The sequence below is a fragment of the Lysinibacillus mangiferihumi genome, from assembly GCF_003049665.1.
Classification (GTDB): Bacteria; Bacillota; Bacilli; order Bacillales_A; family Planococcaceae; genus Lysinibacillus; species Lysinibacillus mangiferihumi.
In genome coordinates, this window is record NZ_PYWM01000001.1 from 12,431 (window position 1) to 38,348 (window position 25,918).

Here is a 25,918-nt window from a genome sequence, read left to right on the forward strand (position 1 = left end):
ATTTGTTCAAAAGGTAGGTGAAGTTGATGGCAAACGGCCGCATTAAAGGAATCACGATTGAATTAAATGGTGATACAACAGGGTTAACCGACGCCTTAAAGGATGTTAATAAAGAAAGCAGTAAAGTTACAAGTGAATTAAAAGAAGTAGAAAGAGCATTAAAATTTGATCCAAGTAACACGGAATTGATTGCACAAAAACAACAACTCTTAGCGGAACAAGTTCAAAATACAAGTCAGAAATTAGATGTATTAAAGCAAGCACAGCAACAAGTAGAACAACAATTTGCTAATGGTGATATTGGTGCTGAACAGTATCGAGCATTTCAACGTGAATTAGCAACAACAGAGGCATCACTTAGATCATTACAAGGCCAAATGGATTCAACAACTCAAAACTATGATAGTTTGAGAAATGCTAATAGAGATTTACAAACGTTTTTTGACGCTACAGGTACAACGGTAAATGATTTCTCAGATGTATTAGGTACTCGTTTAACAAATTCTATTCGTGAAGGTACAGCAAGCACAGATCAAATTAATAGAGCGTTGCAAATAATGGGTAGACATGCATTAGGTGCCGGTGCTGATATTGAAAGGATGCAAGACTCATTAAGAAATGTTAATGAATCTGGATTACAGGGTGTTAGAAATGAATTTGCTCAAATTGCAAATGCTGCTGATGACGCTGGAGATTCAGTAAATGGCTTCGGAGAGAAGCTTAAAGGAGTTGCCGCAGGATTAGTTGTAGGTGGTGGACTTGTTGTTGCAATCCAAGAAGCTTTAGATGTCGCGAGTTTGAATACCAATATTGAAATCTCAATGGGTATTAAAGGTGGAGATGCTGAAGCAGTAAGAAAAAGCATTAATGATGTAACGGCAGCAATTGGAGATGAAGAAGCTGCTTATGAAGGTGTCAGAAGACAAATGACTCTTAATAAAAACGCTTCTATGGAAACTAACCAGAAGATTATCGAAGGTGCTTCAATGATTAGTCGTGCCTATAAAGAGGTTGATTTCAAAGAGCTCATTCAAGAATCACATGAAATTGGTAAAGAGTTAAAAATATCTCAACAAGATGCATTAGGTTTAGTTAATCAATTGCTTAAGATTGGATTTCCTCCTGAACAATTGGACATTATCGCTGAATACGGAGCGCAACTTCAAAGAGCAGGATACAGTGCAGAAGAAGTACAAGCAATTATGGCTGCAGGCGTTGATACTGGAACTTGGAATATTGATAACCTTTTAGATGGTCTGAAAGAAGGTCGTATTAAAGCGGCTGAATTTGGTCAAGGCGTAGATAAGGCTACAAAAGAAGCAATTGCAGGCACTAATATCTCAGCGAAAGAGTTAGAAAAATGGGGGCAAGCAGTAGCCAAAGGCGGAGAACAAGGGAACAAAGCGTTTCAAGATATGACCAAAGAGTTAATGGCCATTGAGGATAAAACAAAACGCAATGAAATTGGTGTGAAACTATTTGGTACTATGTGGGAAGACCAAGGAGAGAACATTGCCGCAACTATTCTTAACATGAGTAACCATTTAAAAACTGCTAATGATATGCAAAAGCAACTTAATAGCGATACAGATAAATTAAAAGCTGATCCTGCTTATAGATTAGCTGAAGCGATGAACAGTATTAAGCAATCGTTAGCTCCTGTATTAGCAGATTTAGCAGAAATGGTCGCAACTACAACCGACTGGATAGCAGAGAACCCCAAAATTACGGCATCTCTTGTTGCTATCGCAGGTGTTATTGGAACACTAGTTGCCGCATTCGCTACATTAATGCCTGCCATAGGGTCACTAATAAGCATACTAGGTGGTGGCGCTACAGCCGCGGGATTATTTGGTGGGGCACTTACAATTTTAACAGGTCCAGTAGGTCTTACAATCGCTGCTATAGCAGGTTTTACAGCTGGTGTAGTTTTGTTATATAAAAAGTGGGATGAATTTAGAGAATTATCTCCAGCTATACAAGGAGCAATTGCTATGATTGCACCGGGAATTGTTGCTGTTACAGGTGCAATAAAGGCTGTTCAAGGAGCAATGAGTCCAGCTATAGAAAGTGTAGATTTGTTTGGAACAGGGGTTTCAGAAGCTACTCAAAAGGCCCTTGGTGCATTTATGAACTTATCTGAACAAGCTACAGTTTCACTTAATCAATTAGCATGGTCAGGCGCAATAGTAACGCAAGATATGGCAACAAACATTATAGGAATCTATAATCAAATGGGGCAACAAGTTCTTGCAGAAATGCAAAAAGATCATGCTGAACAACTCACTACTATGCAAAACCACTTTGCTAATTCAAAAGCTTTAACAGAGCAAGAAGAACAGCAAATTTTAACTAATATGCAAATGAAGCAAGCTGAAAAAGAGCAACAAATTAGTGAAGGTCAAGCACGAATTACCGAAATCTTAAATACTGCAAAAGAACAAAAACGAGCTATTACTGATGCAGAACAGCAAGAAATTAATCGAATTCAACAAACTATGACAACTAATGCAATTAGATATCTTACAGAAAACGAACAAGAACAAAAAGTAATATTAGAGAGGCTTAAAAATGATGCTTCAAATATAACTGCTGAACAAGCTGCTGAGGTTGTGCAAAATTCAAAAAAACAAAAAGATGAAGTTGTACAGGAAGCAGAGGATCAGTATAACAAAACACATGCAGAAATTACGAAACAACGAGATGAACTAGGTACTATTAGCGCTGAACAAGCTGATAAGTTAATTGCAGAAGCTGAAAGGCAACGCGAGGAAACAGTAAGGAATGCAGAAGATATGCACTCTAAAGTTGTTTCAGAAGCTAAAACACAAGCTGGAGAACATGTTGAACAGGTCAACTGGGAGACGGGTGAAATATTATCTAAATGGGAAGTATTTAAAAATGATGCAACAAAAAAATGGGATGAAATAAAAACTAACGCATCGAAAAAATGGAACGAAATAAAAACTGATACTATTTCGAAATGGGAAGAAATAAAAGCTTGGCCGGGTAAGAAAATAGAAGAAATGAAATCAGCAGTTGAAAAGAAAATGGTAGAAGTCAAAACTACGATTGAAAAAAAGTGGGATGACGCTAAAAAAGTCTTTAAAGCTGATAGTCTACTCCAAATAGGTAAGGACATCATCAACGGGCTAATAAAAGGTATCGGTGATAAATTCGGTGGCGTACAAACTAAAATTGAAGAATTAGCTAGTAAAATTCCTGATTGGGCTAAAAAGATATTAGACATTCATTCTCCGTCCCGTGTTATGGCTGAAGTAGGTATGTGGACAGGTGAAGGTCTAGCGCAAGGTATCGAATCTACTTATGGTCGTAATGAAAGCGCGATGAAAGAACTTGGACAACTACTAATTGATACAACAAAGTCTAACCAAGCTGAAGTAACTAAGATAGCAGATGAAGCTGAAAAAGAGCGGACTAAAATTCAACAAGATGCGGCTAAAAAGAAACTTGAAATTGAAAATAAATTAGGTGTAGATCTTAAAAAAGCAAACAACGCAATAAGCGCTAAGAAAAAAGGTGCTACAGCAAATGACAACATCAAGATTCAACAATTAAAAGAAAATGCGAATGCAAAACTTTTAAAGCTTGAACAAGATACACAAGAAAAATTAAAGAAGGTCAATGACAAAGCTTGGTCTGATATGGTCAAAAAAGAGGAACAAGCGTCTGGTGAGCGATTGAAGGTTCTTAAACAATACATTGCTGACAAAGATTCATCAAACGAACTTTCATTAGCTACTGAACAACACATTTTAGAACAGTCATTAAAGCTGTTTAAAGATGGAACAGCAGAGAAAATCGAAGTTCAAAAAATGTATAAAAAAGTGACAGAAAGTATCAACAAGGAAAAAGAGTCCATTGATAAAACTTACGTTGATAATGTTAAAAAATTAAATGATGATTATATCAAAGAAGAAGAACGATTAACTAAGGTTTATGAAGACGAATTTCAAAAACGAAGAAATGCGTACTATTCATTTGCAGGTTTATTCGATGAGGTTCAGAAACGAGATGTTACTGGTGCCACTCTTATTGCTGCTTTACAGTCGCAAGTTACGGCTTTTGAAGATTGGCAGAAGAATATAGCGAGTCTTGCTTCAAAGGGCATTAATGAAGGGCTACTGGCTGAACTACAAGCAATGGGTCCTAAAGCCGGTGCAGAGATAGCAGCATTAAATACTTTGACAGAGGAACAATTAGCCGAGTACACAGGACTGTGGAAGACAAAGAATGAACAAGCGCGGATACAAACTGAATCAGAGCTTACAGAACTTAAACAAAATACAGAAAAACAAATCAATGAGTTAAAAACAAAAACTGCCGAACAGTTACGTATTTATCAAAATGAGTGGCGTAACAGCATGATTGCATTAAAAGGAAATGTAAAAACGGAAATGGCTGAAATGCCTAACATTGGTGTTTATGCTGTCAGTGGTTTAATTGAAGGAATGATGTCTAAGCAAGGGGATTTGTTGAATGCTGCACAATCACTTGCTGCTATTGTTTCAAGTGCATTTGCGTCTGCATTAGATATTCATAGTCCATCACGTGTTATGCGTGGTTATGGTGTGAATATTGGTGAAGGGCTTGTATTGGGTATCAATGATATGGTTGGTAAAGTTGAAGGAGCTACTAGACGATTAGCTAAAGCTGTAACTGACAAATCAAATAGTCCATTACCAAACAATTCAGTGTCATCCACAACAACAAATAAAACAGAGAACAATACAGAAAACCATTACAACTTTACTGTAAATAGCCCTAAACCACTTGATCCATACGAAACATCTAGATTAAATAAAAATGCATTAAAGGAAATGGGATTACAGATTTAAAAGGGGGCTAGAACATGATTGAATCTTTCCAAAGTCGAGAAAGATTAATATTCGATAATCACCGAGGGCAGACATTCGAAATTTCAGTGTCTAGCCCTTTTTATTTAGACAAGGCAGACGGACTAGAAGCAATAGAAAATGAATTTTATAACGTAAAAAATTACAACGAAGATGGCACCAATATAAAGGGGTCTAGCGTAAGAGAAAGAAACATTGTGATTAATGGACGTATTCGATTAGATAAAGAAATTAATAGACAAAAAATTATTCGGTTCTTTAATCCAAAACATCACTTCACATTGAAATATGAGAATGGAGATGTAACTCGCTATATTGATTGTAAGGTAGAGAAATCACCAGTAGTTAGTAGGCATGTTATTCCTGAATTTATAATCTCGTTTTTATGTCCCAATCCTTGGTGGTACACAGAAGAACAAAAATATGAAATTGCTATGTGGGTAGCTGCCTTTGAATTCGAGCTTGAAATTGATGCGGAAGGAGACGGTATTGAAATGGGTTATCGTGAGCCGAATAACGTGGTTAATGTATTCAACGATAGCGATACAGCCTCTCCTTTACGTATTCAATTTAAAGCCATCGGAAGTGTAGTTGACCCTTATATTGAGTTAGTAGATACAGGTAGTGTTATCAAGATAGAGGCTACGTTAAAAGGTGGAGACGTGGTTACTGTTAATACAAAGCGTGGAGATGAATATGCCATTCTAGAAAGAAATGGAACACAAATAAACTATTTTAACTATCTTTCGCATGACTCTAATTTACAACTAAGTGTAGATGTTGGCGACAACTTGATTCGTTATGATGCTGCTGAATTTGTATCTAATTTAGAGGTGTCTATTTACTTCACACCTCAATTTGTGGGGGTGTAGCGATGCTTTATGTATGTAATGAGAAATTTGAACGTTTAGGGTACATTGGCAACTTCTCATATTTACTGTGGAGGAAAAAGTATGGTCCTGGTAGTGAGGCGGAAGTACATGTAGATGTAACACCTAAAAATATTGAGTTGTTGAAAAAGGGTAATATTATTTTCCGCCAAGATGATAATGAGGCTATGTATATTTATTATCGCCAATTTGATGACAGTAATGGTGTAGATCAGTTAGTTATTAAATGCTTCTCTCTTACACGATGGACAGACCGAAGAATCCTGTGGAAGCAATATGACTTTTACACAACTCCGGAGTTGATTATGAGGCAACTAATTAACGAAACGATGATTAGCCCTGCTGACCCAACTCGGAAAATTGCCCAGGTGCAACTTGCTACAGTAAAAAACATCGGCAAAGCCATTCAACAGCAAATATCCTATAAGCAAGTTTTTGAGGTGTGTGAAAATTTATGTACCACTCATGATATTGGGATGCGCTGTATATTCGATGGACGAACACTCAAATATGATTTTTACGAAGGGACAGACAGAACGATTAATCAAAGTTTGAATCCTCGTATTATCTTATCAAAGAATCGTAGTAACTTGCTTAAACGTACGTACGAGGACGCAGACAATGATTTAAAAACAACAGCTCTAATAGGCGGTGCTGGCGAAGGTACAGTGCGTAAGATGGCGAGTATCGGGGCATCTATTACAGGGTTAAATCGACGGGAAATATTTATTGATGCACGAGAGATTTCGGATACAAGAGATGGTGACGGCGAGCAGATACCGATTCCAGACGGTGAATACAACAATTTACTTGTAGCTAAAGGCAAAGAGAAGATTGCTGAATACACAGAGTTCATCGGCTTCGATTGCGAGCTAGATGTGACCAAAGAAAATACAAAATACAACGAAGATTTCTTCTTAGGTGATTTAGTCACGATTAAAGATGATGACTTAGGAATTTTAATGAATAGCCGTGTGATGCAAGCGGATGAAGTGTTTCAGGAAGATGGTAAATCAATCTATGTGACAGTTGGTAAATCAGTACCTACCCTTCCACAGGCTATAAAAAGGATGGTGAAGTAGTAATGATGAAATTTGGAATGTTTAACTCCATTAATGGAGATAGACGATATAAAGCAGAGGATTTTGCTCGGTACTTTGCGACGTTTATTGGTAATGGTATTTTCGTTAAGCCTTCCGATTGCTTACAAATTAAAGCAAATGGAGATTCAATGAGTGTAATTGTTCGCCCAGGTAAAGCATGGGTCAATGGTTATTATTTAATTAATGATGAGGATTATAATATACCTCTTTCTGTTGGAGATACAACACTTAACCGTATTGATCGTATTGTCATTCGATTAGATTTTATTCAAAGAAAGATGAGTGTGGAGGTCAAGAAAGGTGTGCTATCTGCTTCACCTGTTGCGCCAACTTTAAAACGTGATGCAGATGCTTATGAATTGGCTTTAGCTGATATTTATATTGCTAAAGGAGCATTAACAATTACACAAGCTTCTATTACAGATACACGATTAAATAATAGCCTTTGCGGTATGATGCATGCAGTTGTAAATCAAGTAGATACAACTACAATCTTTAATCAATATCAATCATGGTTTAATAGCTATAGTGTCACTAAGGCAAATGAATTTGCAGAATGGCAGACCAATGTAACAACCGCCTTAGAAGCTTGGATTGATGCACAAGAAAAAGATTTTATAGACTGGAGACGTGCGGAAGAAGCACTATTTCTTGCTTGGTTTGAAACTATAAAAGGTAAATTAAGTGAGGATGCAGCAGGAAATTTATATAACATGATTGAGGAACACAAAAATACCGCACTACCTCATAAGTTTTTAGATACAACAGATAACAAAAATTACAAATATGGATTTAAGACCAATCAAGCAAAGGATGGTCTTATTTTTGTTTATGAGGAGGTTTTATAATGCCAGAAATTAATTTACCAACACAAGCTGTTCAAGCACAAATCAAAGCAAAGGTTGACAATATAGACAACACAACTAAAGATATCCAGACTAAAGTCACAACCATGAATAACACACTACCCACAATCGGAAAAAAACTAAGAAGTAGAGTATACACTGTTAATGGAACTTTTGTTGTACCCGCAGGTGTTACCGAGGTTTATTTGACTGGTGGTGGTGGCGGAGGTGGAGCTGGTGGTCCTTCGTCATCTTACGGTTCAGGAACATCAGGAGGTGTGACGTCTTTTGGGACTCTAAAAAGTATGTCAGGCGGGCGTGGAGGTGATGTTGCAGGCTCTAACCCGAATCAAGGCGGTGGTGCTGGAGGTCCAGGAGGGGGTGTGGGCGGCGGAGGTAGTAACATTACGGTAGCTATGATATCTGGAGATGGAGGTAATTCAGGACCATACACTGGTGGTAAAGGGTCATGTTACGAAAGTTCTAATACTCCAGGTATGTATTGTTCTGGAGGCGGAGCACCTAGAGCAGGTGATGTTAGATATGCCCCTGCAGGTGGTGGAGGTGCTGAATTCATCTACGACTTTCCAGTAACGGTGACTCCTGGCGCTACCGTGAATGTGACTATAGGTGGACCTGGTAGATGTCCTTTCGGCGGTAATGGCGATGGCGGTTCAGGAATTCTAACAGTAAAATGGTGGGAGTGATTAAAATGAAACGATTTGCCCAAATATTATATGAACAAGCACATTGGATTTTTGAAGCAGACGAAAAACCGGAGTTTGCGCCTGATATTGTTTTAGTTGATATTACAGGTAGAAACGATATTCAAGAAGGTTGGGATTATAATCGAGAAACAGGTGAGTTTACGGCTCCTATCGTTCCTGAGCCAACACCAATCGAACCACAGCCGACAGTTGAAGAAATGCAGGCGCAAACATTATTAAACACTGAATACCTAGTATCTCGTAGTGAGCTAGGATTGGGAGGAAACTAAAATGACAGTATTTGAATTATGTATGTTTTTGATTAAGCGTAAACGTTATGAGCAGGCTACTATGCAGAATAAAGTGAATGTTTTTTATGCTAATAACCAATTGAAAGATGATGAATACACACAGCTATTAACAGAAATTGACACACAGCAAACGCAAGCATAAGCTTAGCGTTATTTTTTATGCCTTCCACAGATAATTGTGGAGGGCTTTTATTATATGAAAAGGAAGGTGTCAGATGAAAACAGACACACTATATACATCAATCGTAGGCGGCTCCATGGCATGGGTCGCTTATTTTGTTGGCGGCGTTGACCACTTAATCAAAGCGTTAGTTATATTCATGACAATCGACTATGCATTAGGGTTTATGGTGAGCTTAGTCTTCAAGAAAACTGAAAGCAAAAAGATGTTTAAAGGCTTAATCAAAAAGACAGCAATGGTACTGATGGTCATTGCTGCGGTGCAATTAGACTTAGCAACTGAAAGTGGGAACTTCATGCGTAATGCCATGATTCTTTTCTTAATCGGTATGGAAGGTATCAGTATGATTGAGAATCTTGGCAAGTTAGGAATCAAGGTGCCTAAGTTTTTATCTAACGCTTTTACACAACTTCAAATTGACAATGATGAAAAAAAGGATGATGGAAAATGACAAGCGTTACAACTACATGCCGAGACTTATCCGAGCTTTTACCTGGTGCACAAACAGCATGTCGGTTGCTTTTTCAAGAGTGCTACAAGGCTGGCATTAAGAACATCTTCATCACTGAAACATATCGCTCACAAGCACGGCAAAAGTACCTGTATGCACAAGGACGAACGCGTCCAGGACAAGTTGTAACTTGGACACTAAACAGTAACCATAAATCACGTCTAGCATGGGATATTGCGGTTTGTCCTCCACAATCATTGTATGATGTCACTACATTAAGTCGAGTAGGAGCCATTGCGAAAAAGCTAGGTATTGAATGGGGCGGAACATGGACAAAAGCAATCGACCGTCCACACTTTGAAGTAAAAGCTAATTGGAAGATGCCTAAAGGCTATAAGTTAGAAGGACAAGTAATTGTACCAAGTAACAGCAAATTGAAAGTCCAATTAATTGTGGAAGACAAGAAGGAGGAAATTACAGTGGCAAATACAAATTGGAATCCGGGTTCACCGGCTATGAAAACTGAAACAGAAAACTTCATTGCACAGGCTGTGAAGGATGGTATTATTCAGGAATCACACTTGAAGGATTTACAAAGTGGTACAATGACAACGGATCGTTTGGTTGGTTTATACATTACAATCCAGCAACGACGAAACAAGTAGTATTGTTCAGTGTTTGTTCAGAACACTGTAATAATCTATTAATGTCATTGTAAACAAACGAAAGAACACGCATATACCAATGACGAAGCCCAGGTACTCAATTAATTTTGAGCCTGGGCTTTTTTGTTTATTCACCTTGTAATTCTTTCTCACGCTCTGCAATCCATTGTTTCACTTCGTTTAAATCATTTAAATCACAATACTTATTAATGTAAGATTTAGCGCTACTTTTAGCTGATTGCTTACGTGTCTTTTCACGATTCTTTTCACGATATGCTTGGGTAGCCTTTTTTTGGGCTTCAGATGTTTTTTGTTCAGTCATATTATCACGTCCTTTTATTTTTGAAGTAAATCACGATGTTGAAAATTGCAAGTATTGCGCAAAGCGAATAGATGACAATCATGAAGTAATCAAAGAATTTTGGTTCACTCCAATTTACCATGTCAGTTAAGATGTAAAGAGCAAATGCGAAAGCAACAATATAACCAATGTTTTTCATAGTCAAGTGAATATGATAAGATAAGGTGGAAGGAGGGGCTAACCTCCTTCGGGATATTACTTGCGACGTTTCTTCTTTGCGGGAGGGCGTCGCTTTTTCTTTTGCTTATTTTTCATATCGTGTATATTCTTTAATCCACCTGTTAGCTGATTGAAGAATGTTGCGATACCTACTAGATAAGCTATTACCTTATCATAATCCACTTTGTTCACCTCCTTTCTTATATATTTATTATATACCACGGTATATATAATTGCAATAGTTTTTTATGAATTTATTTACTATTTTTGAAATAAATTGTTTTTGAAACAAATAAAAAAGCCACTCGATTGAGTGACTATTTTAATTTAGCTTGCAATATTACAGAATCGTTTTCAATGCTACTATGGTATGTGTATGTAACATTATTAAGAGTATAGGCTTTAGTGTGGTCAACTAATTTTCCGTTATTTTTAAAGCCAAGTTCTTCTAAAATAGCAGATTGTTGTGGAACACTTAAAGTCTTATCTACACTTTGTAATAATCCTTTAAACGCTATTTCCACTTCTTTATTTTGTGTTGCAAGTGCATTTGATGTAACGGCTACTCTAATTACTTCAATACTATCTTCTTTATTCACATCTATAAAGACAATAATATCACTTGTTAATTCAATACTATATCTATTAGCTTCGATTAATTCTTTATCTTTCATATTGATAATAGAATTGCCCTTAATATTGTTAATGATTTGTTTTAGTGTAGATACGTATTCATCAACAGCGCCCGTTGAAGATTTATACATTAAATTCGCTGTGTTTTCAGCAATTCTTTCTTTTTCTTCTTTTGTTAATTCTTTTCTTTTCGTTATTAATCCATCTTCCATAATAACGTCTAATTTTCCATCATTGAATAGAAGTTCCGCAGAAGATTCTTTTTCTACTCCATTTTCTCCTTCAAATCTTAAAGTCACTAACAAATCATTAAATTGATTTTCCTCTTCAACTTTAGCTTCGCCACCTACAATTTCTTTTACCTCATCAGGACTCATTCCGTTTTCTAACTTTTTAAACTCATCTGGAGTAATAGTAGCTGTTTTTTCTTCACTACCACATGCAGTAAGCAAAAGTGCTGATATAGCACCAATATAAATTAACTTCTTCATTTATAAAACCTCCCTTTATATTTCCATTTTAGGAAACTTGGAGATGAAAGTACATAAAAAAACAGACAACCATAATTAGTTATCTGCTTAAAATAATTTTTTAATAGCACTTTTTAAAGATGGTTTACGTTTTTTCTTAATCAATGGCTTTGGCTTTTTAATCTTAATAGGTTTAATTCCAGTTGCTTCGTATACTGCCTTTTTAGCTTGTTTCTTTAATTGTCGCTTCTTTTTGCTAATCAACTTTTTAAACATGCTAGCCCTCCACAGATGATTACTTCACTTCGAATATTTCGTTCATGTCTGTAATTTCTAATGCTTGAATAACCTTTGTGATATGTTCACGGTTTACTGATGTACGTCTATTAGTAGCAAGTTCACTAATGACAGTGCGTGTTAAACCTGTCTTTTCAGCTAGTTCTATTTGAGACATTCCTCTAGCACTTAACACTTCTTTCAACTTTACTGTTAATTCCATCGTATCACCTCATTCAACATTAATTGTTATTTCTTATTATAGCTTATATTTGCAAATAAATAAATAATTTTATAAATAAATACTTGAATTATTAAATTTAATAATTTATACTCAAATCAATAAATAATTAAATTATTATATTTAGTAACAAAAGAGGTGAACGAATTGAAAACAATTCAACAACGCAATGAGTACCTTCAATCAAAGATGAAACAACATGATGCAATATCTGATGCTCACAAGTATCAGCGACGTTTGAAATGGATTATAAGGTATCACAGTCTGTTGACTGATTTAGAAGTAAAAGAGATACGTGAGAATTTACGAAAAGCATTTAAGTAATATAAAAACGAGGTGAAAACAATGGCATTCGAATACTTAGCACAATACACAACATTTGATTCAGTAGCGGATATGGATAAGAGTGTGGAGGACCACATGGCGGTTCATTATTATGACTTAACAGAATCAGAGCGTGCCATCGTTTATAAACTTGCTTCTCACAGCTTAGAACATACTGGAGCATGTCATTTAAAAGCATCTACAATTGCTGAAGCATTGGAGATTAGCACAAAGACAGTTTATCGTGGTATCAAAAAGTTAGAATCGTTAGGCATCATCAAAAAAGAAACGACTGTAAAAGGTAAAGGTGGACAAGGTGCAAGCATTTATATTATTTTGCCTTACAATGTCTCACCGTCAATGTCCGACCGTTCAAAAGCTGAAAAGCCTTGCGAGAGTAACGTTTGCCCACCACAATCTCAAGAGCTACCATCTAGTTCTTTTTATCTTTTACAAACAAGCAATATACAGGAAGTATATGAATCAGCACACGCTGAAAAAGAAGCTCGTAAGGAATACATGAACGAATATCAAGTCATGCTATTTGATTTCATGAATAGCTTACCGTTAGCAGATAACTTAAAAGATGAACTGCATAAGGTTGTATTGGCTACACAGGTTCAAAGTGCACCTGACTTCATTAAAGCTAAAAATGTTCTATTCAAAATTGCTATGGATATTAAAGAAGGTACGTTAACTGTAGCAAGTACATTAAGAGCCGTATTTGTAGGGGCGTATAACAAGGTTGTGGAGCGTTCTAAATTGAACATATATAAATCATCTTCTATAGAAGAAACTCCATATAAAGAACGTCCAGTGCCTTTCTATAATTGGTTAAATGAAAGGGATAGCCTTCCTCAATCAATGGTGCATAGTGAACCATCGTTAGATAATTGGCTGGAATGGTAATTAGTTAGGTACTGACGGAAAGGGAAGTACCTGAATACATTTTGTAGGTGCACATTTATTAACCGCACATATATATCTAAATCATCACGTTTCAACTACGGACAAATCGTCAGTACTTGAATATAGCTACCTTGATTTTTTAGCACATAAAAAGGAGATGTATATATGACTCATTTCGAATACATGGAACAACAAGGACAGTTAACGATATTTGATTTAATAGACCAATATGAAGAAATGCAATTTAAAAAGTCTTCCACAAATGTTAATAAGCCTGTTAATAAAAAGAAATTAAAAGGTCCTCGTGTAAGAGGGTATATTGTGCGGAGATGAATATAAAAAAGACCACCTGAGAGAGGCGGTCTATATAATAGAAGGAAATTTAATGTTGATAAAAGTTTGTATTTATATGAGGTTAGGAGTCCTTTTCCTTAATGTCAAAAATCAAATTATGCATAAGCAAACGATATTTATTGGGAGCCTAAATGCCTCCATTGTGCATCCGAGAGAAATCTTCCGTGAGGCTGTCAAGCGTTCTGCCGCTTCTATTATTTGTGCGCATAATCATCCAAGCGGTATACCTACCCCAAGTCCAGAAGATATTGAGGTAACGAAACGAATTCAGGAGGCTGGCTATATTATTGGCATTGAGTTACTGGATCACGTCATCATCGGCGACCATCAATTTATTAGCTTAAAAGAAAAAGGTTATTTTTAGTTTTAATAAAGTAAAGGCTTTCCTACATACGTTTGTGCATTGAACTGGTGTTGGATGAAGTTGTAGGCATGTCAAATCCAGCGCGAAACGAAATGAAGGTAAGTTAAGGGCGTTAACATCCTCCGTAGCGCGTGCAATATGTAACGGGACAGATTAAGAAGAGGAAGTGCAACGAACCCAAGAAAGCGCTTGACGCGGCTCGTTGGTTTTTTCATTTAGATACATCATAATGCGCATTGAAGTTATTTGGACAAGCTTAAGCTCTGCATATATTTGCAGAGCTTTTTAGATTTCTGCAGAAGGTCTCAAAGCCTTTAAGTGGTTGTAAATACTTCCAAAGAAGATATCAGTTTTTAAAAGATAAAATTTTTATAGTATAATCTAGAAGTAGTATAGTTGTAGCAAATTTAAAAGTGGATTAACTCAAAACGAACCTTTTTAAATGGATGACGTTATTGTATTCATAGAAATGTCTATAGCATTCACAAAAATTGGTAGCCTATAATGCGTTGTCTTACATGAAAAAAAATAATATGCTAATCTATACGTACTATTTTTAGTTTACGAGGGAATTAAAATAGTAAGTTTTCTGCAAGAAGCGGTATGTGGCACTACAAATTCTTGCATTTATCCGTTATAATGAACGGTATGATTTTATGTCAACGATAGTATGGCTTAAATAGAAAGGGAGTACACAATTTGTTTGGATTAGGTAGTAAAGATGTCGGGATTGACCTTGGCACAGCGAATACATTAGTTTTTATTAAAGGGAAGGGCATCGTTTTACGCGAACCTTCTGTAGTAGCAAAGAATACAAAAACAGGAGATATCGTTGCAGTTGGTAATGATGCAAAAAATATGATTGGCCGTACACCTGGATCTATCGTGGCGATTCGTCCGATGAAAGATGGTGTTATTGCTGATTTTGATATTACAACAGCGATGATTGAATATTACTTAAAAGAAGCTTGTAAAAATTCTGGCGGTAATTGGAAAAAACCGAATGTGATGATTTGTGTGCCATATGGTATTACATCGGTTGAGCAACGTGCAGTTATCGATGCTTCTCGTCAAGCAGGTGCAAAAGAAGCGTTTACAATTGAGGAGCCTTTTGCAGCAGCTATTGGAGCGAACTTACCTGTTTGGGATCCAACAGGGTCTATGGTAGTTGATATCGGTGGTGGTACAACAGAGGTAGCAGTTATTTCTTTAGGTGGTATCGTAACAAGTGAGTCTGTACGTGTCGGTGGGGATGCAATGGATCAAGCGATTATTTCATATATCCGTAAATCGTATAACTTAACGATTGGTGAGCGTACGGCTGAAGCAGTAAAAATGGAGATTGGTACAGCATTTGCTGAAGGTCCAGATGAAAAAATGGAGATTAGAGGACGTGACCTATTAACGGGCTTACCAAAAACGATTGAAATTTCATCTCAGGAAATTTCAGAATCATTGCGTGAAGCGGTATCGTCAATTATTGACGGTGTGCGAAAAACGTTGGAACAAACACCTCCAGAGCTATCTGCTGACGTAATGGAGCGAGGTATCGTGTTAACAGGTGGTGGCGCGTTATTAACGAACTTAGACAAAGTTATTAGCCGTGAAACCAATATGCCTGTGTTTATTGCTGAAGATCCATTAGATTGTGTAGCTATTGGGACAGGTAAAGCATTAGATCATATTGATTTAATTCGTCAACAACAAGTAAAAGGGTAAGGAGGTTTAGGCAATGCCACAGTTTTTTTTCAATAAGAAAGTAATACTGCTACTTGTGGGCATGGTTTTTCTTGTGGCATTGATTAGCTTCTCATTACGAGATCGGACGAATGCAACTTTACCAGAGCAAATTATTAAAGATACAGTCGGCGTCGCACAATCTATTGTTGCGAAGCCGGCAAATTACATAACTGGTATTTTTAATAATATTGACTCCCTCTTAAACACGTACGAAGAAAATAAACGTTTAAAAGCACGCTTAGAAGATTTTGCAGCTGTACAAGCCGAAGCATTGGTTTTAAAATCTGAAAATGAAAAGCTAATGGAACTTTCTAAAGCGGAAAGTTTAAAAGCTTTTAATCCAATTCAAGCAACGGTTATTGCTAGAAATCCTGACCAATGGGAAGAAAAAATTATTTTAGATAAAGGTTCTTCTCATGGGGTAGAAAAAAATATGGCAGTTATGACAGCGAAAGGGCTAGTTGGTAAAATCACGCTAGTAACCCCTTTCACATCTGAAGTAGAGCTTTTATATACAAACAATCCTAACTACCGTGTTTCCGCGATGGTTTTAGGAGAAAAAGAGGCATACGGTTTAATCGAGGGCTTTGATAAAGAACGAAATGAACTCATTATGAAGCGAATCGATTCTAGCTTAACGGTGAAAGAAGGAGAAAAAGTAGTTTCTTCTGGTCTTGGCGGTATTTTCCCTAAAGGTGTACCAATTGGAGAAATTACAGAAGTAAGTACAGATGATTTTGGCTTAACCAAAATGGCTTATGTAAAACCATCTGCTGATTTTTCAATTTTAGAAAATGTTGTGATAGCTAAACGAACATTGACAGTTATTGATGGTTCAGATGGTGACGCGACAAATGTAGATTTATCAAATCCACAAAAGGCTACTGTAGAGGGGGAAAAGTAATGGTTCGATTTCTTATTCCCTCTGTTGCAGTATTGCTATTTTTACTAGAACCAGAGTTTGCTATGCTTTCACCGATTGAAGTAAGTGGACATATCTATTATCTAGTACCCCGATTTTTAATTTTATACTTAATATTTATATCCATCTATTACAGCCGTCAACGTGCGGTAATGTATGGACTTTTTTTTGGTGTCTTGTATGATGTGTTTTACATTGATATTATTGGATTATATTCGGTACTCTATCCACTTATTTGTTTTTTAGCAGGGTCTATCGTGAAAATAATTCATCAGCACTTAGTTGTGACAACAACTATTTCAGTTGTTTTAGTAGCAATTTTAGAATTCGTACTCTATCAATTCTTCTATCTAATCGCTTTTACAACAATACCGTTAACGGAATTCTTACAATCACGACTGCTACCAACAATCATTGCTAATACATTATTTTTAATGATTCTTGGTTGGGCCTTCAAGTATCTAATTAATGCGCGTGTCTTACAGAGAGCACGTGAAGTTTCTTAATAACAAGAGCAACGTGAGGTGAGGCATTCATGAAAAAACAATTAGTTAATATGAAGGGAACAAAGGACGGTTTTGTTCTTCGTTTAGACGATCAATGTTCGTATGCCGATTTAGTAGAAGAGCTAAAACGAAAAGTTTCAGAAGGCGGTATCGATGGCAAGGTAGATGTTCAATTACATTTAGGCTATCGATACTGTTCTGATGAACAAGTAAAAGAGCTAGTAAAAATTGTTCAAGAATCGGAACAGCTAATTGTAGCAAAAGTGCAAAGTGAAGTACTGACTGTCCATGAAAGCAACCAGAAAATGATAGAAAGCCAACAAGATACATATGTAGGAGTGGTCAGGTCGGGACAAATTCTACGTGCCTCGGGGGATATAGTAATTGTGGGGAATGTGAATCCGAATGGACGTGTAGAAGCTGGTGGTAATGTATATGTCCTTGGTAGGCTAAAGGGAATTGTGCATGCAGGTGTACATGGCAACAAGGAAGCGATTATTGCGGCATCTCGTTTGGAAGCCACACATATAATGATTGCCGATCAAGTTGAGGCAATGTCAGATGAACATGTAAAAGCGATTAATCAAGCAGACATGGCTTGTGCATTTATCGGCTATGATGGGCGTATTACGTACGATCAAATTCATGCGTTAAAAAATATTCGACCATTGTTAAATGTGTCTAAGGGAGGAAGCTAGTGTGGGAGAAGCAATCGTCATAACCTCAGGTAAGGGCGGTGTCGGTAAAACGACAACAACGGCTAACCTCGGGACTGCATTGGCTCTACAAGGGAAAAAAGTATGTTTAGTAGATACAGATATTGGCTTAAGAAATTTAGATGTTATTCTAGGTCTCGAAAACCGTATTATTTATGATTTAGTTGATGTTGTTGAAGGACGCTGTAAAATCCATCAAGCGTTAATTAAAGATAAACGTGTAGATGATAAACTATTTTTATTACCTGCTGCTCAAACGACAGATAAGAACGCTGTCACACCTGAGCAAATGGAGAGCTTAATAGAGGAATTAAAAAGAGACTATGATTATGTTTTAATTGATTGTCCAGCTGGAATTGAGCAAGGCTATCGTAATGCAGTAGCTGGTGCTGACCATGCTATTGTCGTGACGACACCAGAAATTTCTGCTGTTCGTGATGCGGATCGAATTATCGGACTGCTTGAGCAGGAAGAAATTACTGCGCCAAAACTTATCATTAACCGTATTCGTCAGCATATGATGAAAAATGGCGATACGCTAGATGTCAATGAAATTACGACACACTTGTCAATTGACCTGTTGGGGATTATCGTTGATAGTGAAGGTGTTATCTCTTCCTCAAATAAAGGTGAGCCAATCGTAATGGATCCATCTAATAAAGCATCTTTAGGATACCGTAATATTGCGCGCCGTATTTTAGGTGAATCTGTGCCACTAATGGCTATTGAGGATGAGCAAAGAGGCATGTTCTCAAAAATTAAAGCATTGTTTTCAAGATAATTTAAACCTTTTCGTGCGTATGCGCGGAAAGGTTTTTTCTGTTCCGTTGAATTGTGTGAGAATTGTGTGAGTGACTGGCACGTTTTTTGTGCATGAATGGACATGCTGCCTCATATAGTGTGAAAAAAGGATGAGAGCTTGTTTAAAAAATGGAAATGGGTTGTTATGATCTTGCTTGTGGCTACAATCATACTAGTGATTCGATTAGAAGACCAAGGTGTAATAGAAACACCGGTGCGAAAGCTTGTAACAACATCAGCAGATATGACATATTTAAGCGAGCTCGGAAAAAGTTGGCTTAAAAAAGAGGATGAAACGATAATGGTTTCAAGTGATGTAGGGCAAACGGAGCTATTAACATTCGCCAATGCGCAAGTTTTTAAAGAAGGTTTTTTGTTGCAATATGAAGTGGGCCTCCCTGTTTATACGGGGCAAAGTGGACTCGTTGTTTTTACAGGTCATACAAAATATACAGGTAAAACGATGACGATTAGCTATGAGGATGGTACAACGGTCACTTACGGCATGCTTGATAGTTTAGCACAGCTTCCATATACGACTGTACAGGCAAATGATTTAATTGGCATGAAGCACACTGGACAACTCTATATTTCGATTGAAAAGGAAAAAACTCATTATAATTTAGAACAAATTGTACAGTGGCTTGAATCGACGGAGACCGATGAAAGTTAAATTGCACTTACTATGTATTCCTCTGATCTTATTCATGATTTTTAGCGGCCAAATTGCTTACTATGCAATTATTTTAACTTCGTTGCTTTGGCATGAAGCGGGCCATTTATTGGTCGCAATGCTTTGCGGCGTTAAGATAAAATCATGTGTTATTTCACCTTATGGAGGGGAAATTGAATTTGAAAATCCAGCAGCTGTGCAGACATCTTCACTACTTTGGATTGCACTAGGAGGACCAATCGCCACAATACTGGGGATTGGCCTTGCTTTTTTCATGCCAGAGTTAATTGCAACACGATTAATTAATGTACAATTGGTGTTGCTTGCAATCAATCTCTTACCAATCATTCCACTCGACGGTGGAAGAATAGTGCTAGCATGGTTATTTTTATTTTATCCAAGCGTGCGATTAGTTGAATATTATTATTCGCTTTCTCTTATTTTTGCCTCTATACTATTCATAATAACTTTAGTAAATTTACCACAATCCATTTTTTTAGCTGTTCTTTTCCTATTTATATGGCTACAAGTACTAAAAGAATGGAAATATCGCAAGTATCGTGTAGCCTTTGAGAAATATGTAATGAACAGGTTGACTTGATAGAATTCGTGTGGTAGTATTTTAATGTTATTGTTTGTAGCACCCGTGCTACTACAACCGCTCTGGGAAGGTTTAAGTATCTTTGGATCACCTTCATATACAGGCGAGTCTGAGTCTAAGAGGAGGTGCAGTAAAATGTACGCAATTATTGAAACTGGTGGTAAACAAATCAAAGTAGAAGCTGGTCAAGAAATCTATGTTGAGAAATTAGGCGTAGAAGCTGACGAGGTTGTAACTTTCGATAAAGTTCTATTCGTAGGTGGCGAAAACGTAAAAGTTGGAGCTCCATTCGTAGAAGGCGCTACAGTAACAGCTAAAGCTGTGAAAGAAGGCCGTCAAAAGAAAATCGTTGTTTTCAAATTGAAAGCTAAAAAGAACTACCGTCGTAAACAAGGTCACCGTCAACCTTATACAAAATTAGTTGTTGAATCAATCAATGCTTAATTGTGAGGTGTAACATGATAAAAGTTACGATACATCATGATGAAAATAGACATGTGTCTGCATTTGAATTTTCAGGACATGCTGAGTACGATGAATCAGGTAAAGATTTAGTATGTGCAGGAGCATCTACCATTGCGATTGGCACGGTAAATGCGATTTATGCTCTACTACAATTACAACCAGAAGTTGAACAAGCAGCTGAAGGTGGAGGCTACCTGAAGGTAGATTTACCAACAGATTTAGAACCTGAAATTGATACAAAACTACAATTAATTGTCCAAGTAATGACTGCTCAAGTGTATTCTATGGTGCAAAATTACGGACAATATATCCAAATCAACTACAACCAAGTAGGAGGTGGAACAGAATGAAATTGTTATTAGCATTAGACCTTCAACTTTTCGCATCGAAAAAAGGGGTAGGTTCTACTAAAAACGGACGTGACTCTGAGTCTAAACGTCTTGGCGCTAAACGTGCTGATGGCCAATTCGTAACTGGTGGTTCTATTCTTTACCGTCAACGCGGTACAAAAATTTACCCAGGTACAAACGTAGGTCGTGGTGGTGATGATACACTATTTGCTAAAGTGGACGGCGTTGTTAAATTCGAACGCTTAGGTCGCGATCGCAAACAAGTATCAGTATACCCAGCTACACAAGAAGCTTAATTTTAATAAAGTAGACATAAAGCGGAGGACTGCATTTATTGCAGTCCTTTTTTTGGCTAAATTTCAATGAAGAATTAAGGGAAAAATACATCAAAACTTGTTATACTAGTTAAGATAACTTTATTGGAGTGAATGGGATGAACAATCAATCACTAACCATTAGTGAGGTACTACGTTTTGCAAATCATGATTTTGTGAATCAACTTCAACTGATTCGCATGAATTTAGATTTAGGTAGAATTGATGAATCGAAAGAACTTATTCAACATTATTCGGAACAGCTACGAGTATTGTCTATCATGAATCGTCTACAATTACCACAAACAATGGAGTGGCTACAAACAGCAGGATGGCGCTATCCGGCGTTACCGCTGGAGCTTAATGGTGAGATCAAAAAACCAGTCACAAATAATATTGACAAGGATGTTGTAGAGTACTTAAACAAAACAGTTATGCATGTTTATGATACATTAGATCCATTTACGGAGCACAGCTTAGCGATTGATGTACGTGTTGACGATCATACATTTGTTTTGGCATTTACGCTAAATGGACTGTGGAGTGCAGACGCATTCACCGAAAAAGGTTTGAAACAATTCGACATTCAAACAATTGTGCAGACAAATACGTGCTGGCAATATGTGTTGAGTGCAAATAGGGAGTGAATTAAATGTTTGTCGATCACGTAAAGATATATGTAAAAGGTGGCGATGGCGGTGATGGAATGGTTGCCTTCCGCCGTGAAAAATATGTGCCAAATGGTGGTCCAGCTGGAGGCGATGGTGGTCACGGAGGGAACGTTGTATTTGAAGTAGAAGAAGGTCTACGTACGTTAATGGATTTCCGTTATAAACGTCATTTCAAAGCTGATCGTGGAGAGCACGGGATGAGTAAAGGGATGCACGGAAAACGCGCTGAAGATTTAATTGTTAAGGTGCCACCAGGTACAGTTGTAATGAATGAAGAAACAGGGGCTGTTATCGCGGATTTAGTTGAGCATGGTCAACAAGCCATTATAGCAAAAGCAGGTCGTGGTGGACGTGGGAATTCTCGCTTTGCAACACCGGCAAACCCTGCTCCTGAACTTTCTGAAAAAGGTGAGCCAGGACAAGAATTAAATGTTATATTAGAGTTAAAAGTGCTAGCAGATGTTGGGCTAGTAGGTTTCCCAAGTGTTGGTAAATCAACACTGTTATCAGTTGTGTCTGCTGCAAAACCCAAAATTGGTGCTTATCATTTTACAACAATCGTACCGAATTTAGGCATGATTGAAACAGAAGATCACCGAAGCTTTGCCATGGCGGATTTACCTGGGCTTATTGAAGGAGCGCATGAAGGGGTAGGATTAGGGCATCAATTTTTACGTCATATTGAGCGTACACGTGTCATTGTGCACGTAATCGATATGTCAGGTATGGAAGGTCGTGACCCTTACGAAGATTATTTAACAATTAACGAGGAGTTAAAACAATATAACCTTCGTTTAACGGAGCGTCCTCAAATTATTGTAGCAAATAAAATGGATATGCCAGAAGCACAAGAAAACTTAGTGGAATTCCGCAAAAAGGTGGGCGAAGATGTGCAAATCTTCCCAATCTCAGCGATTTCACGCCAAGGCTTAAAAGAATTGTTATTTGCTATTGCCGATTTACTTGAAGTAACGCCAGAGTTCCCTCTATTTGATGATTTAGAGGAACAGTCGGACGCGACAGTAATGTACAAGCATGAATCACAAGGGGAAGATTTCGAGATTACACGTGATGATGACGGCACATTTATCATTAGTGGTTACTCGATTGAACGTCTATTTAAAATGACTGACTTTAGTCGTGAAGATGGTATTCGCCGTTTTGCTCGCCAATTACGAGGTATGGGTGTGGATGAGGCATTGCGTGAACGTGGTGCACAAAATGGTGATACAGTTCGTCTGCAAGAGTTTGAGTTTGAATTTGTAGATTAAGACAGGTGTTTTAGGGGGAAGCGTATGAAGAATGTTGCGAATCAGCGATATTATTTAGTTCGTGAAGATGTATTAACGGATGCTATGCAAAAAACGTTGGAGGCGAAGCACTTACTTTCGAGTGGTTCAGTATCCTCCATTTGGGATGCGGTCAAGCAAGTGGATTTATCGCGCAGTGCGTTTTACAAATATCGTGATGCTGTATTTCCTTTTCACTCCATTGTACAGGAGCGCATTTTAACAGTCTTTTTACAGCTTCAAGATCGAAAAGGAACATTGGCAAAGCTATTAGAAACTGTGACAAATTCGCATTGTAATGTACTGACAATTCATCAAACAATTCCAATTCAAGGACGTGCAAATGTTACATTATCATTGGATGTGACGAGCATGACTTCTGAACTTGATGACTTAATACAGCAGTTAAAAAGGTTAGATTTCGTAGAGTCAGCTGAGGTCATTAGTTCTGGTGCGTTGTAAAGGGGCAGTTTGTAAAGCCCCTTTGTCTTTTAGTAGTTCATGCTGGTAGATGTTGATACAAAATTTCGCTTCCTTTCCGCATGCGATGAGCAAGCCTCGCCGAAGTAAAAAACCTCAGTGGGGTTTCGCTTAACTCGCTATCCTGCAGAAATACTGCGAAATTTGTAAAAGCTGCTATAGAAATGCACAATTCCATTTCAAACAGCTAGCAAAAGCAGTACGTATTTTCACAATACTTTTTAGAGAAGGCTGTTTTACATAGCCTCTTCTTTTTTAGCAAGAGTTTTCCAAACATTATAAATGTTTAATATACTACGAATTGTAGCGGAGGAGGTCATTTTGATGACAGAGCAACAGTGGGAAAAGCGTATTGCATATTTAGGACCAGAAGCTTCATTTACATATTTAGCAACAAAATCTATTTTTCCAACTGACTGGCTTGTCCCATGTGCAACAATTCCAGAATGCATTGAGGCAGTGGCAGAGGGGAAAGTTGATTTAGCAGTAGTACCATTAGAAAATGCGCTAGAGGGCTCAGTTCCGCTGACGCTGGATTATTTATTCCACGAGGCAACGCTTTATGTAACAGGTGAACTACAGCTAAAAATTCAACAACATTTAATGGTCAATGAAGCGCAGAAGAACAATTGGGAATCGATTGAAGGTGTTTATTCGCACCCGCATGCATTAGCTCAATGCCACAAATATTTATTTTATCGTTTTAGTGATGTGCCGTTACATCAAACAACATCAACAGCAGCCGCTGCAAAATTTGTATCCGAAAATCCTGATAAATGTATTGCTGCAGTTGGTAATGCAGCAGCCGCAGCAAAATACGGTTTAACTATCGTGCAAGACAATATTCATGACTTTCATTTTAATCATACTCGTTTCTTTGTATTATCAAAGCAAAATAAGCGGTTACCACAGGAATTATCAGAAGGGCAAGCAAAGACAACTTTCATGATTACATTACCGACAGATCGATCAGGGGCTTTGCACCAAGTTTTATCGGTATTTGCATGGCGACAATTAAATTTAAGTAAAATTGAATCACGTCCATTAAAAACAGGTCTTGGAGATTATTTCTTCATGATTGATGTTTTAGCAGATGAAAAAGACCCGATGATGCGTGGAGCTATGGAGGAACTGGCGGCGCTTGGTTGCAAGGTGAAGTCACTTGGTACATACTTTACGTATTTAACAACATCTGACGAAGAATAACAGCAACTTAGGGGTGATTGATGTGGGTGGCATTATATTATTTGATGGCATTTGTAATTTTTGTAATAGTAGTGTGCAATTTATTATTAAACGTGACCAAGCGGCGTTTTTTAAATTTGCTTCGATTCAAAGTGAAGTTGGTCAAGCACTTCTTGAACAATACAAGGTACCAACAAATATAAATAGTGTGATTTACATTGAGCAAGGAAAAGTATACGTTGAATCAACGGCAGCACTTAACATTACTAGACACTTAGATGGCTTATGGCCTGTGTTCTATGTGTTGATTGGTATACCACCTTGTATACGAAATACTGCCTATCAACTTTTTGCTAAAAATCGCTATCGTCTTTTTGGTCAAAAGCAAGCTTGTTTATTACCTTCACCATCACAACGCGAGCGTTTTCTGGAACAACGATAAACAGCAAAAAAAATCCACTACGAATTCTACGGGAATCGGAGTGGATTTTTGCGTTGAAATTTTCAGAATTGTTTGCGTGACTGGCACGCCGGTTATTGATCTGTGATTAGATAGCCTTTTTTTTGTAAGGACTGCTCTATTAAGTCTAAAATTTCCATGGATGGAGCGGAAATAACATGAAGGTGTGTGCCGCCTGTAAGTGCAGATAAGTAATTGGCTTGTGTGTCGTCTACACGTTGTACAAATTTATCGACATCATGACGGTTGGAGACCATTAAAGAAGCGGTAATTTCTCCGTAGATGGGGTGCTCAACAATCACATTTTTAACCGTACCACCGCAGTCCACGATTGTTAACAATTCGTCTTTGGCGTCTTCAGGTGTGTGAAAACAAGGAATTGTGCGTTCAACAGTTTGACTGAGTTGCTCTTGGTGCATATAAATATAGCCTTGGCTTGTTGCAATGATTGGTTCGTTTCTAGCCTTTAATAATGTCATATCATTCACAATAACTTGTCTAGAAACATTTGCAAATTTAGCGAAGTCTGTCCCAGTAATAGGTGTGTTGCTTTTTTTTAGCAGTTCTAGAAGTTGCAGTCGGCGTTCCTCGCCTAACATTTTTTTCATAAAAGATCACCTCTGC

The 25,918-nt window shown here is 37.4% G+C and carries 33 protein-coding genes, 1 pseudogene and 1 other annotated feature; of the genes and pseudogenes, 28 read left to right on the forward strand and 6 right to left on the reverse strand.

Annotation, left to right across the window (positions count from 1 at the left end; genetic code table 11):
* Positions 1 to 26 precede the first annotated feature (26 nt).
* The 9 genes from C9J37_RS00125 (at position 27) to C9J37_RS00160 (ending at position 10,030) form a co-directional block, all read left to right on the forward strand.
* Positions 27 to 4,859 carry a hypothetical protein gene (locus tag C9J37_RS00125; protein ID WP_107893740.1) on the forward strand — a complete coding sequence of 1,611 codons (4,833 nt, stop codon included), beginning with the start codon at positions 27 to 29 and terminating at the stop codon, positions 4,857 to 4,859.
* 14 nt (positions 4,860 to 4,873) lie between these two features.
* Positions 4,874 to 5,749 (forward strand): phage tail domain-containing protein, encoded by an 876-nt coding sequence (locus C9J37_RS00130; RefSeq protein WP_107893741.1) that lies wholly within the window; start codon positions 4,874 to 4,876, stop codon positions 5,747 to 5,749.
* Between the two features lie 2 nt (positions 5,750 to 5,751).
* A complete protein-coding gene (locus tag C9J37_RS00135; protein ID WP_107893742.1) occupies positions 5,752 to 6,849 on the forward strand; it encodes a siphovirus ReqiPepy6 Gp37-like family protein in 1,098 nt (365 codons plus the stop codon).
* Between the two features lie 2 nt (positions 6,850 to 6,851).
* Entirely contained in the window at positions 6,852 to 7,718 is an 867-nt protein-coding gene (locus tag C9J37_RS00140; protein WP_107893743.1) for a hypothetical protein, read from the forward strand.
* Entirely contained in the window at positions 7,718 to 8,422 is a 705-nt protein-coding gene (locus tag C9J37_RS00145; protein WP_107893744.1) for a hypothetical protein, read from the forward strand. The genes C9J37_RS00140 and C9J37_RS00145 overlap by 1 nt, the downstream gene beginning before the upstream one ends.
* A 5-nt stretch (positions 8,423 to 8,427) precedes the next feature.
* A complete protein-coding gene (locus tag C9J37_RS00150; protein WP_107893745.1) occupies positions 8,428 to 8,712 on the forward strand; it encodes a hypothetical protein in 285 nt (94 codons plus the stop codon).
* A gap of 1 nt (position 8,713) precedes the next feature.
* Entirely contained in the window at positions 8,714 to 8,875 is a 162-nt protein-coding gene (locus C9J37_RS28090; RefSeq protein WP_167397227.1) for a hypothetical protein, read from the forward strand.
* Between the two features lie 73 nt (positions 8,876 to 8,948).
* The gene (locus C9J37_RS00155) at positions 8,949 to 9,365 is read left to right on the forward strand and encodes a phage holin family protein (RefSeq protein WP_107893746.1); all 417 of its coding nucleotides are present in this window, start codon (positions 8,949 to 8,951) and stop codon (positions 9,363 to 9,365) included.
* The gene (locus C9J37_RS00160; RefSeq protein ID WP_107893747.1) at positions 9,362 to 10,030 is read left to right on the forward strand and encodes a M15 family metallopeptidase; all 669 of its coding nucleotides are present in this window, start codon (positions 9,362 to 9,364) and stop codon (positions 10,028 to 10,030) included. Before C9J37_RS00155 ends, C9J37_RS00160 begins: the two co-directional genes overlap by 4 nt.
* Positions 10,031 to 10,157: 127 nt before the next feature.
* Here C9J37_RS00160 and C9J37_RS00165 read toward each other — a convergent pair whose 3' ends face one another.
* The 5 genes from C9J37_RS00165 to C9J37_RS00175 form a co-directional block, all read right to left on the reverse strand.
* Positions 10,158 to 10,352, reverse strand: coding sequence for a hypothetical protein (locus tag C9J37_RS00165; RefSeq protein ID WP_107893748.1), 195 nt, complete (start codon positions 10,350 to 10,352; stop codon positions 10,158 to 10,160).
* A gap of 234 nt (positions 10,353 to 10,586) precedes the next feature.
* Positions 10,587 to 10,733, reverse strand: coding sequence for a hypothetical protein (locus C9J37_RS28095; protein WP_167397223.1), 147 nt, complete (start codon positions 10,731 to 10,733; stop codon positions 10,587 to 10,589).
* 134 nt (positions 10,734 to 10,867) lie between these two features.
* Complete coding sequence (locus C9J37_RS00170; protein ID WP_107893749.1) at positions 10,868 to 11,674, reverse strand: hypothetical protein; 807 nt, start codon at positions 11,672 to 11,674, stop codon at positions 10,868 to 10,870.
* 87 nt (positions 11,675 to 11,761) lie between these two features.
* Entirely contained in the window at positions 11,762 to 11,929 is a 168-nt protein-coding gene (locus tag C9J37_RS28100) for a hypothetical protein (RefSeq protein WP_167397228.1), read from the reverse strand.
* Positions 11,930 to 11,948: 19 nt separating this feature from the next.
* Entirely contained in the window at positions 11,949 to 12,152 is a 204-nt protein-coding gene (locus C9J37_RS00175; RefSeq protein WP_107893750.1) for a helix-turn-helix domain-containing protein, read from the reverse strand.
* 165 nt (positions 12,153 to 12,317) lie between these two features.
* Between C9J37_RS00175 and C9J37_RS28105 the strand changes: the two genes are divergently transcribed.
* The 19 genes and pseudogenes from C9J37_RS28105 to C9J37_RS00260 all read left to right on the forward strand — a co-directional run bounded on the left by C9J37_RS28105 (position 12,318) and on the right by C9J37_RS00260 (position 25,276).
* Positions 12,318 to 12,494 carry a hypothetical protein gene (locus C9J37_RS28105; RefSeq protein WP_167397229.1) on the forward strand — a complete coding sequence of 59 codons (177 nt, stop codon included), beginning with the start codon at positions 12,318 to 12,320 and terminating at the stop codon, positions 12,492 to 12,494.
* A 21-nt stretch (positions 12,495 to 12,515) separates the two neighbouring features.
* On the forward strand, positions 12,516 to 13,403 hold the full coding sequence (locus C9J37_RS00180; RefSeq protein WP_107893751.1) for a helix-turn-helix domain-containing protein: 888 nt from the start codon (positions 12,516 to 12,518) through the stop codon (positions 13,401 to 13,403).
* Between the two features lie 165 nt (positions 13,404 to 13,568).
* Positions 13,569 to 13,736 carry a hypothetical protein gene (locus C9J37_RS28110; RefSeq protein WP_167397230.1) on the forward strand — a complete coding sequence of 56 codons (168 nt, stop codon included), beginning with the start codon at positions 13,569 to 13,571 and terminating at the stop codon, positions 13,734 to 13,736.
* Between the two features lie 91 nt (positions 13,737 to 13,827).
* A pseudogene (gene radC / locus C9J37_RS00185) lies at positions 13,828 to 14,121 on the forward strand (RadC family protein); the annotation flags it as partial.
* Between the two features lie 699 nt (positions 14,122 to 14,820).
* Complete coding sequence (locus tag C9J37_RS00190; protein WP_069513296.1) at positions 14,821 to 15,840, forward strand: rod shape-determining protein; 1,020 nt, start codon at positions 14,821 to 14,823, stop codon at positions 15,838 to 15,840.
* Between the two features lie 13 nt (positions 15,841 to 15,853).
* The gene (mreC, locus tag C9J37_RS00195) at positions 15,854 to 16,765 is read left to right on the forward strand and encodes a rod shape-determining protein MreC (RefSeq protein WP_024363188.1); all 912 of its coding nucleotides are present in this window, start codon (positions 15,854 to 15,856) and stop codon (positions 16,763 to 16,765) included.
* Positions 16,765 to 17,289 carry a rod shape-determining protein MreD gene (mreD, locus tag C9J37_RS00200; RefSeq protein ID WP_024363187.1) on the forward strand — a complete coding sequence of 175 codons (525 nt, stop codon included), beginning with the start codon at positions 16,765 to 16,767 and terminating at the stop codon, positions 17,287 to 17,289. The genes mreC and mreD overlap by 1 nt, the downstream gene beginning before the upstream one ends.
* Positions 17,290 to 17,318: 29 nt before the next feature.
* Complete coding sequence (gene minC, locus C9J37_RS00205) at positions 17,319 to 17,987, forward strand: septum site-determining protein MinC (RefSeq protein ID WP_025220120.1); 669 nt, start codon at positions 17,319 to 17,321, stop codon at positions 17,985 to 17,987.
* Between the two features lies 1 nt (position 17,988).
* Positions 17,989 to 18,786 carry a septum site-determining protein MinD gene (gene minD / locus C9J37_RS00210; protein WP_107893752.1) on the forward strand — a complete coding sequence of 266 codons (798 nt, stop codon included), beginning with the start codon at positions 17,989 to 17,991 and terminating at the stop codon, positions 18,784 to 18,786.
* Positions 18,787 to 18,924: 138 nt separating this feature from the next.
* On the forward strand, positions 18,925 to 19,479 hold the full coding sequence (locus C9J37_RS00215; RefSeq protein ID WP_107893753.1) for a M23 family metallopeptidase: 555 nt from the start codon (positions 18,925 to 18,927) through the stop codon (positions 19,477 to 19,479).
* Positions 19,469 to 20,080: a site-2 protease family protein gene (locus tag C9J37_RS00220; RefSeq protein ID WP_107893754.1), complete on the forward strand. Its 612-nt coding sequence runs from the start codon at positions 19,469 to 19,471 to the stop codon at positions 20,078 to 20,080. Before C9J37_RS00215 ends, C9J37_RS00220 begins: the two co-directional genes overlap by 11 nt.
* A 45-nt stretch (positions 20,081 to 20,125) precedes the next feature.
* Positions 20,126 to 20,201: a sequence feature (ribosomal protein L21 leader region), on the forward strand.
* Between the two features lie 14 nt (positions 20,202 to 20,215).
* Positions 20,216 to 20,524: a 50S ribosomal protein L21 gene (gene rplU, locus C9J37_RS00225; protein WP_010860053.1), complete on the forward strand. Its 309-nt coding sequence runs from the start codon at positions 20,216 to 20,218 to the stop codon at positions 20,522 to 20,524.
* Between the two features lie 14 nt (positions 20,525 to 20,538).
* Positions 20,539 to 20,895, forward strand: a complete 357-nt coding sequence (locus C9J37_RS00230; protein ID WP_024363182.1) for a ribosomal-processing cysteine protease Prp — start codon at positions 20,539 to 20,541, stop codon at positions 20,893 to 20,895.
* The gene (gene rpmA, locus C9J37_RS00235) at positions 20,892 to 21,191 is read left to right on the forward strand and encodes a 50S ribosomal protein L27 (protein WP_024363181.1); all 300 of its coding nucleotides are present in this window, start codon (positions 20,892 to 20,894) and stop codon (positions 21,189 to 21,191) included. Before C9J37_RS00230 ends, rpmA begins: the two co-directional genes overlap by 4 nt.
* Before the next feature lie 137 nt (positions 21,192 to 21,328).
* Positions 21,329 to 21,856: a Spo0B domain-containing protein gene (locus C9J37_RS00240; protein WP_107893755.1), complete on the forward strand. Its 528-nt coding sequence runs from the start codon at positions 21,329 to 21,331 to the stop codon at positions 21,854 to 21,856.
* A 5-nt stretch (positions 21,857 to 21,861) separates the two neighbouring features.
* Positions 21,862 to 23,151 carry a GTPase ObgE gene (gene obgE, locus C9J37_RS00245; RefSeq protein ID WP_107893756.1) on the forward strand — a complete coding sequence of 430 codons (1,290 nt, stop codon included), beginning with the start codon at positions 21,862 to 21,864 and terminating at the stop codon, positions 23,149 to 23,151.
* A gap of 24 nt (positions 23,152 to 23,175) precedes the next feature.
* Positions 23,176 to 23,631 carry a transcriptional regulator ThrR gene (locus C9J37_RS00250; protein WP_024363178.1) on the forward strand — a complete coding sequence of 152 codons (456 nt, stop codon included), beginning with the start codon at positions 23,176 to 23,178 and terminating at the stop codon, positions 23,629 to 23,631.
* A 342-nt stretch (positions 23,632 to 23,973) separates the two neighbouring features.
* Positions 23,974 to 24,855 carry a prephenate dehydratase gene (gene pheA / locus C9J37_RS00255; RefSeq protein ID WP_107893757.1) on the forward strand — a complete coding sequence of 294 codons (882 nt, stop codon included), beginning with the start codon at positions 23,974 to 23,976 and terminating at the stop codon, positions 24,853 to 24,855.
* 22 nt (positions 24,856 to 24,877) lie between these two features.
* Positions 24,878 to 25,276, forward strand: coding sequence for a thiol-disulfide oxidoreductase DCC family protein (locus tag C9J37_RS00260; protein WP_107893758.1), 399 nt, complete (start codon positions 24,878 to 24,880; stop codon positions 25,274 to 25,276).
* Positions 25,277 to 25,368: 92 nt separating this feature from the next.
* On the opposite strand, the gene C9J37_RS00265 is transcribed toward C9J37_RS00260, so the two are convergent.
* A complete protein-coding gene (locus tag C9J37_RS00265) occupies positions 25,369 to 25,902 on the reverse strand; it encodes a transcription repressor NadR (protein ID WP_107893759.1) in 534 nt (177 codons plus the stop codon).
* Between the last annotated feature and the right edge of the window lie 16 nt (positions 25,903 to 25,918).

Bases quoted from the DNA above. Each gene is read 5' to 3' on its own strand.
- C9J37_RS00155 (WP_107893746.1), top strand. From the start codon at position 8,949: ATGAAAACAGACACACTATATACATCAATCGTAGGCGGCTCCATGGCA.
- mreD (WP_024363187.1), top strand. From the start codon at position 16,765: ATGGTTCGATTTCTTATTCCCTCTGTTGCAGTATTGCTATTTTTACTA.
- pheA (WP_107893757.1), top strand. From the start codon at position 23,974: ATGACAGAGCAACAGTGGGAAAAGCGTATTGCATATTTAGGACCAGAA.
- C9J37_RS00180 (WP_107893751.1), top strand. From the start codon at position 12,516: ATGGCATTCGAATACTTAGCACAATACACAACATTTGATTCAGTAGCG.
- rpmA (WP_024363181.1), top strand. From the start codon at position 20,892: ATGAAATTGTTATTAGCATTAGACCTTCAACTTTTCGCATCGAAAAAA.
- C9J37_RS00175 (WP_107893750.1), bottom strand. From the start codon at position 12,152: ATGGAATTAACAGTAAAGTTGAAAGAAGTGTTAAGTGCTAGAGGAATG.
- C9J37_RS00130 (WP_107893741.1), top strand. From the start codon at position 4,874: ATGATTGAATCTTTCCAAAGTCGAGAAAGATTAATATTCGATAATCAC.
- C9J37_RS00230 (WP_024363182.1), top strand. From the start codon at position 20,539: ATGATAAAAGTTACGATACATCATGATGAAAATAGACATGTGTCTGCA.
- C9J37_RS00240 (WP_107893755.1), top strand. From the start codon at position 21,329: ATGAACAATCAATCACTAACCATTAGTGAGGTACTACGTTTTGCAAAT.
- C9J37_RS00160 (WP_107893747.1), top strand. From the start codon at position 9,362: ATGACAAGCGTTACAACTACATGCCGAGACTTATCCGAGCTTTTACCT.
- C9J37_RS00125 (WP_107893740.1), top strand. From the start codon at position 27: ATGGCAAACGGCCGCATTAAAGGAATCACGATTGAATTAAATGGTGAT.
- C9J37_RS00145 (WP_107893744.1), top strand. From the start codon at position 7,718: ATGCCAGAAATTAATTTACCAACACAAGCTGTTCAAGCACAAATCAAA.
- C9J37_RS00170 (WP_107893749.1), bottom strand. From the start codon at position 11,674: ATGAAGAAGTTAATTTATATTGGTGCTATATCAGCACTTTTGCTTACT.
- C9J37_RS00140 (WP_107893743.1), top strand. From the start codon at position 6,852: ATGATGAAATTTGGAATGTTTAACTCCATTAATGGAGATAGACGATAT.
- mreC (WP_024363188.1), top strand. From the start codon at position 15,854: ATGCCACAGTTTTTTTTCAATAAGAAAGTAATACTGCTACTTGTGGGC.
- C9J37_RS28100 (WP_167397228.1), bottom strand. From the start codon at position 11,929: ATGTTTAAAAAGTTGATTAGCAAAAAGAAGCGACAATTAAAGAAACAA.
- minC (WP_025220120.1), top strand. From the start codon at position 17,319: ATGAAAAAACAATTAGTTAATATGAAGGGAACAAAGGACGGTTTTGTT.
- C9J37_RS00265 (WP_107893759.1), bottom strand. From the start codon at position 25,902: ATGAAAAAAATGTTAGGCGAGGAACGCCGACTGCAACTTCTAGAACTG.
- C9J37_RS00250 (WP_024363178.1), top strand. From the start codon at position 23,176: ATGAAGAATGTTGCGAATCAGCGATATTATTTAGTTCGTGAAGATGTA.
- C9J37_RS00135 (WP_107893742.1), top strand. From the start codon at position 5,752: ATGCTTTATGTATGTAATGAGAAATTTGAACGTTTAGGGTACATTGGC.
- C9J37_RS00165 (WP_107893748.1), bottom strand. From the start codon at position 10,352: ATGACTGAACAAAAAACATCTGAAGCCCAAAAAAAGGCTACCCAAGCA.
- C9J37_RS28090 (WP_167397227.1), top strand. From the start codon at position 8,714: ATGACAGTATTTGAATTATGTATGTTTTTGATTAAGCGTAAACGTTAT.
- obgE (WP_107893756.1), top strand. From the start codon at position 21,862: ATGTTTGTCGATCACGTAAAGATATATGTAAAAGGTGGCGATGGCGGT.
- C9J37_RS00220 (WP_107893754.1), top strand. From the start codon at position 19,469: ATGAAAGTTAAATTGCACTTACTATGTATTCCTCTGATCTTATTCATG.
- C9J37_RS00150 (WP_107893745.1), top strand. From the start codon at position 8,428: ATGAAACGATTTGCCCAAATATTATATGAACAAGCACATTGGATTTTT.
- C9J37_RS28110 (WP_167397230.1), top strand. From the start codon at position 13,569: ATGACTCATTTCGAATACATGGAACAACAAGGACAGTTAACGATATTT.
- rplU (WP_010860053.1), top strand. From the start codon at position 20,216: ATGTACGCAATTATTGAAACTGGTGGTAAACAAATCAAAGTAGAAGCT.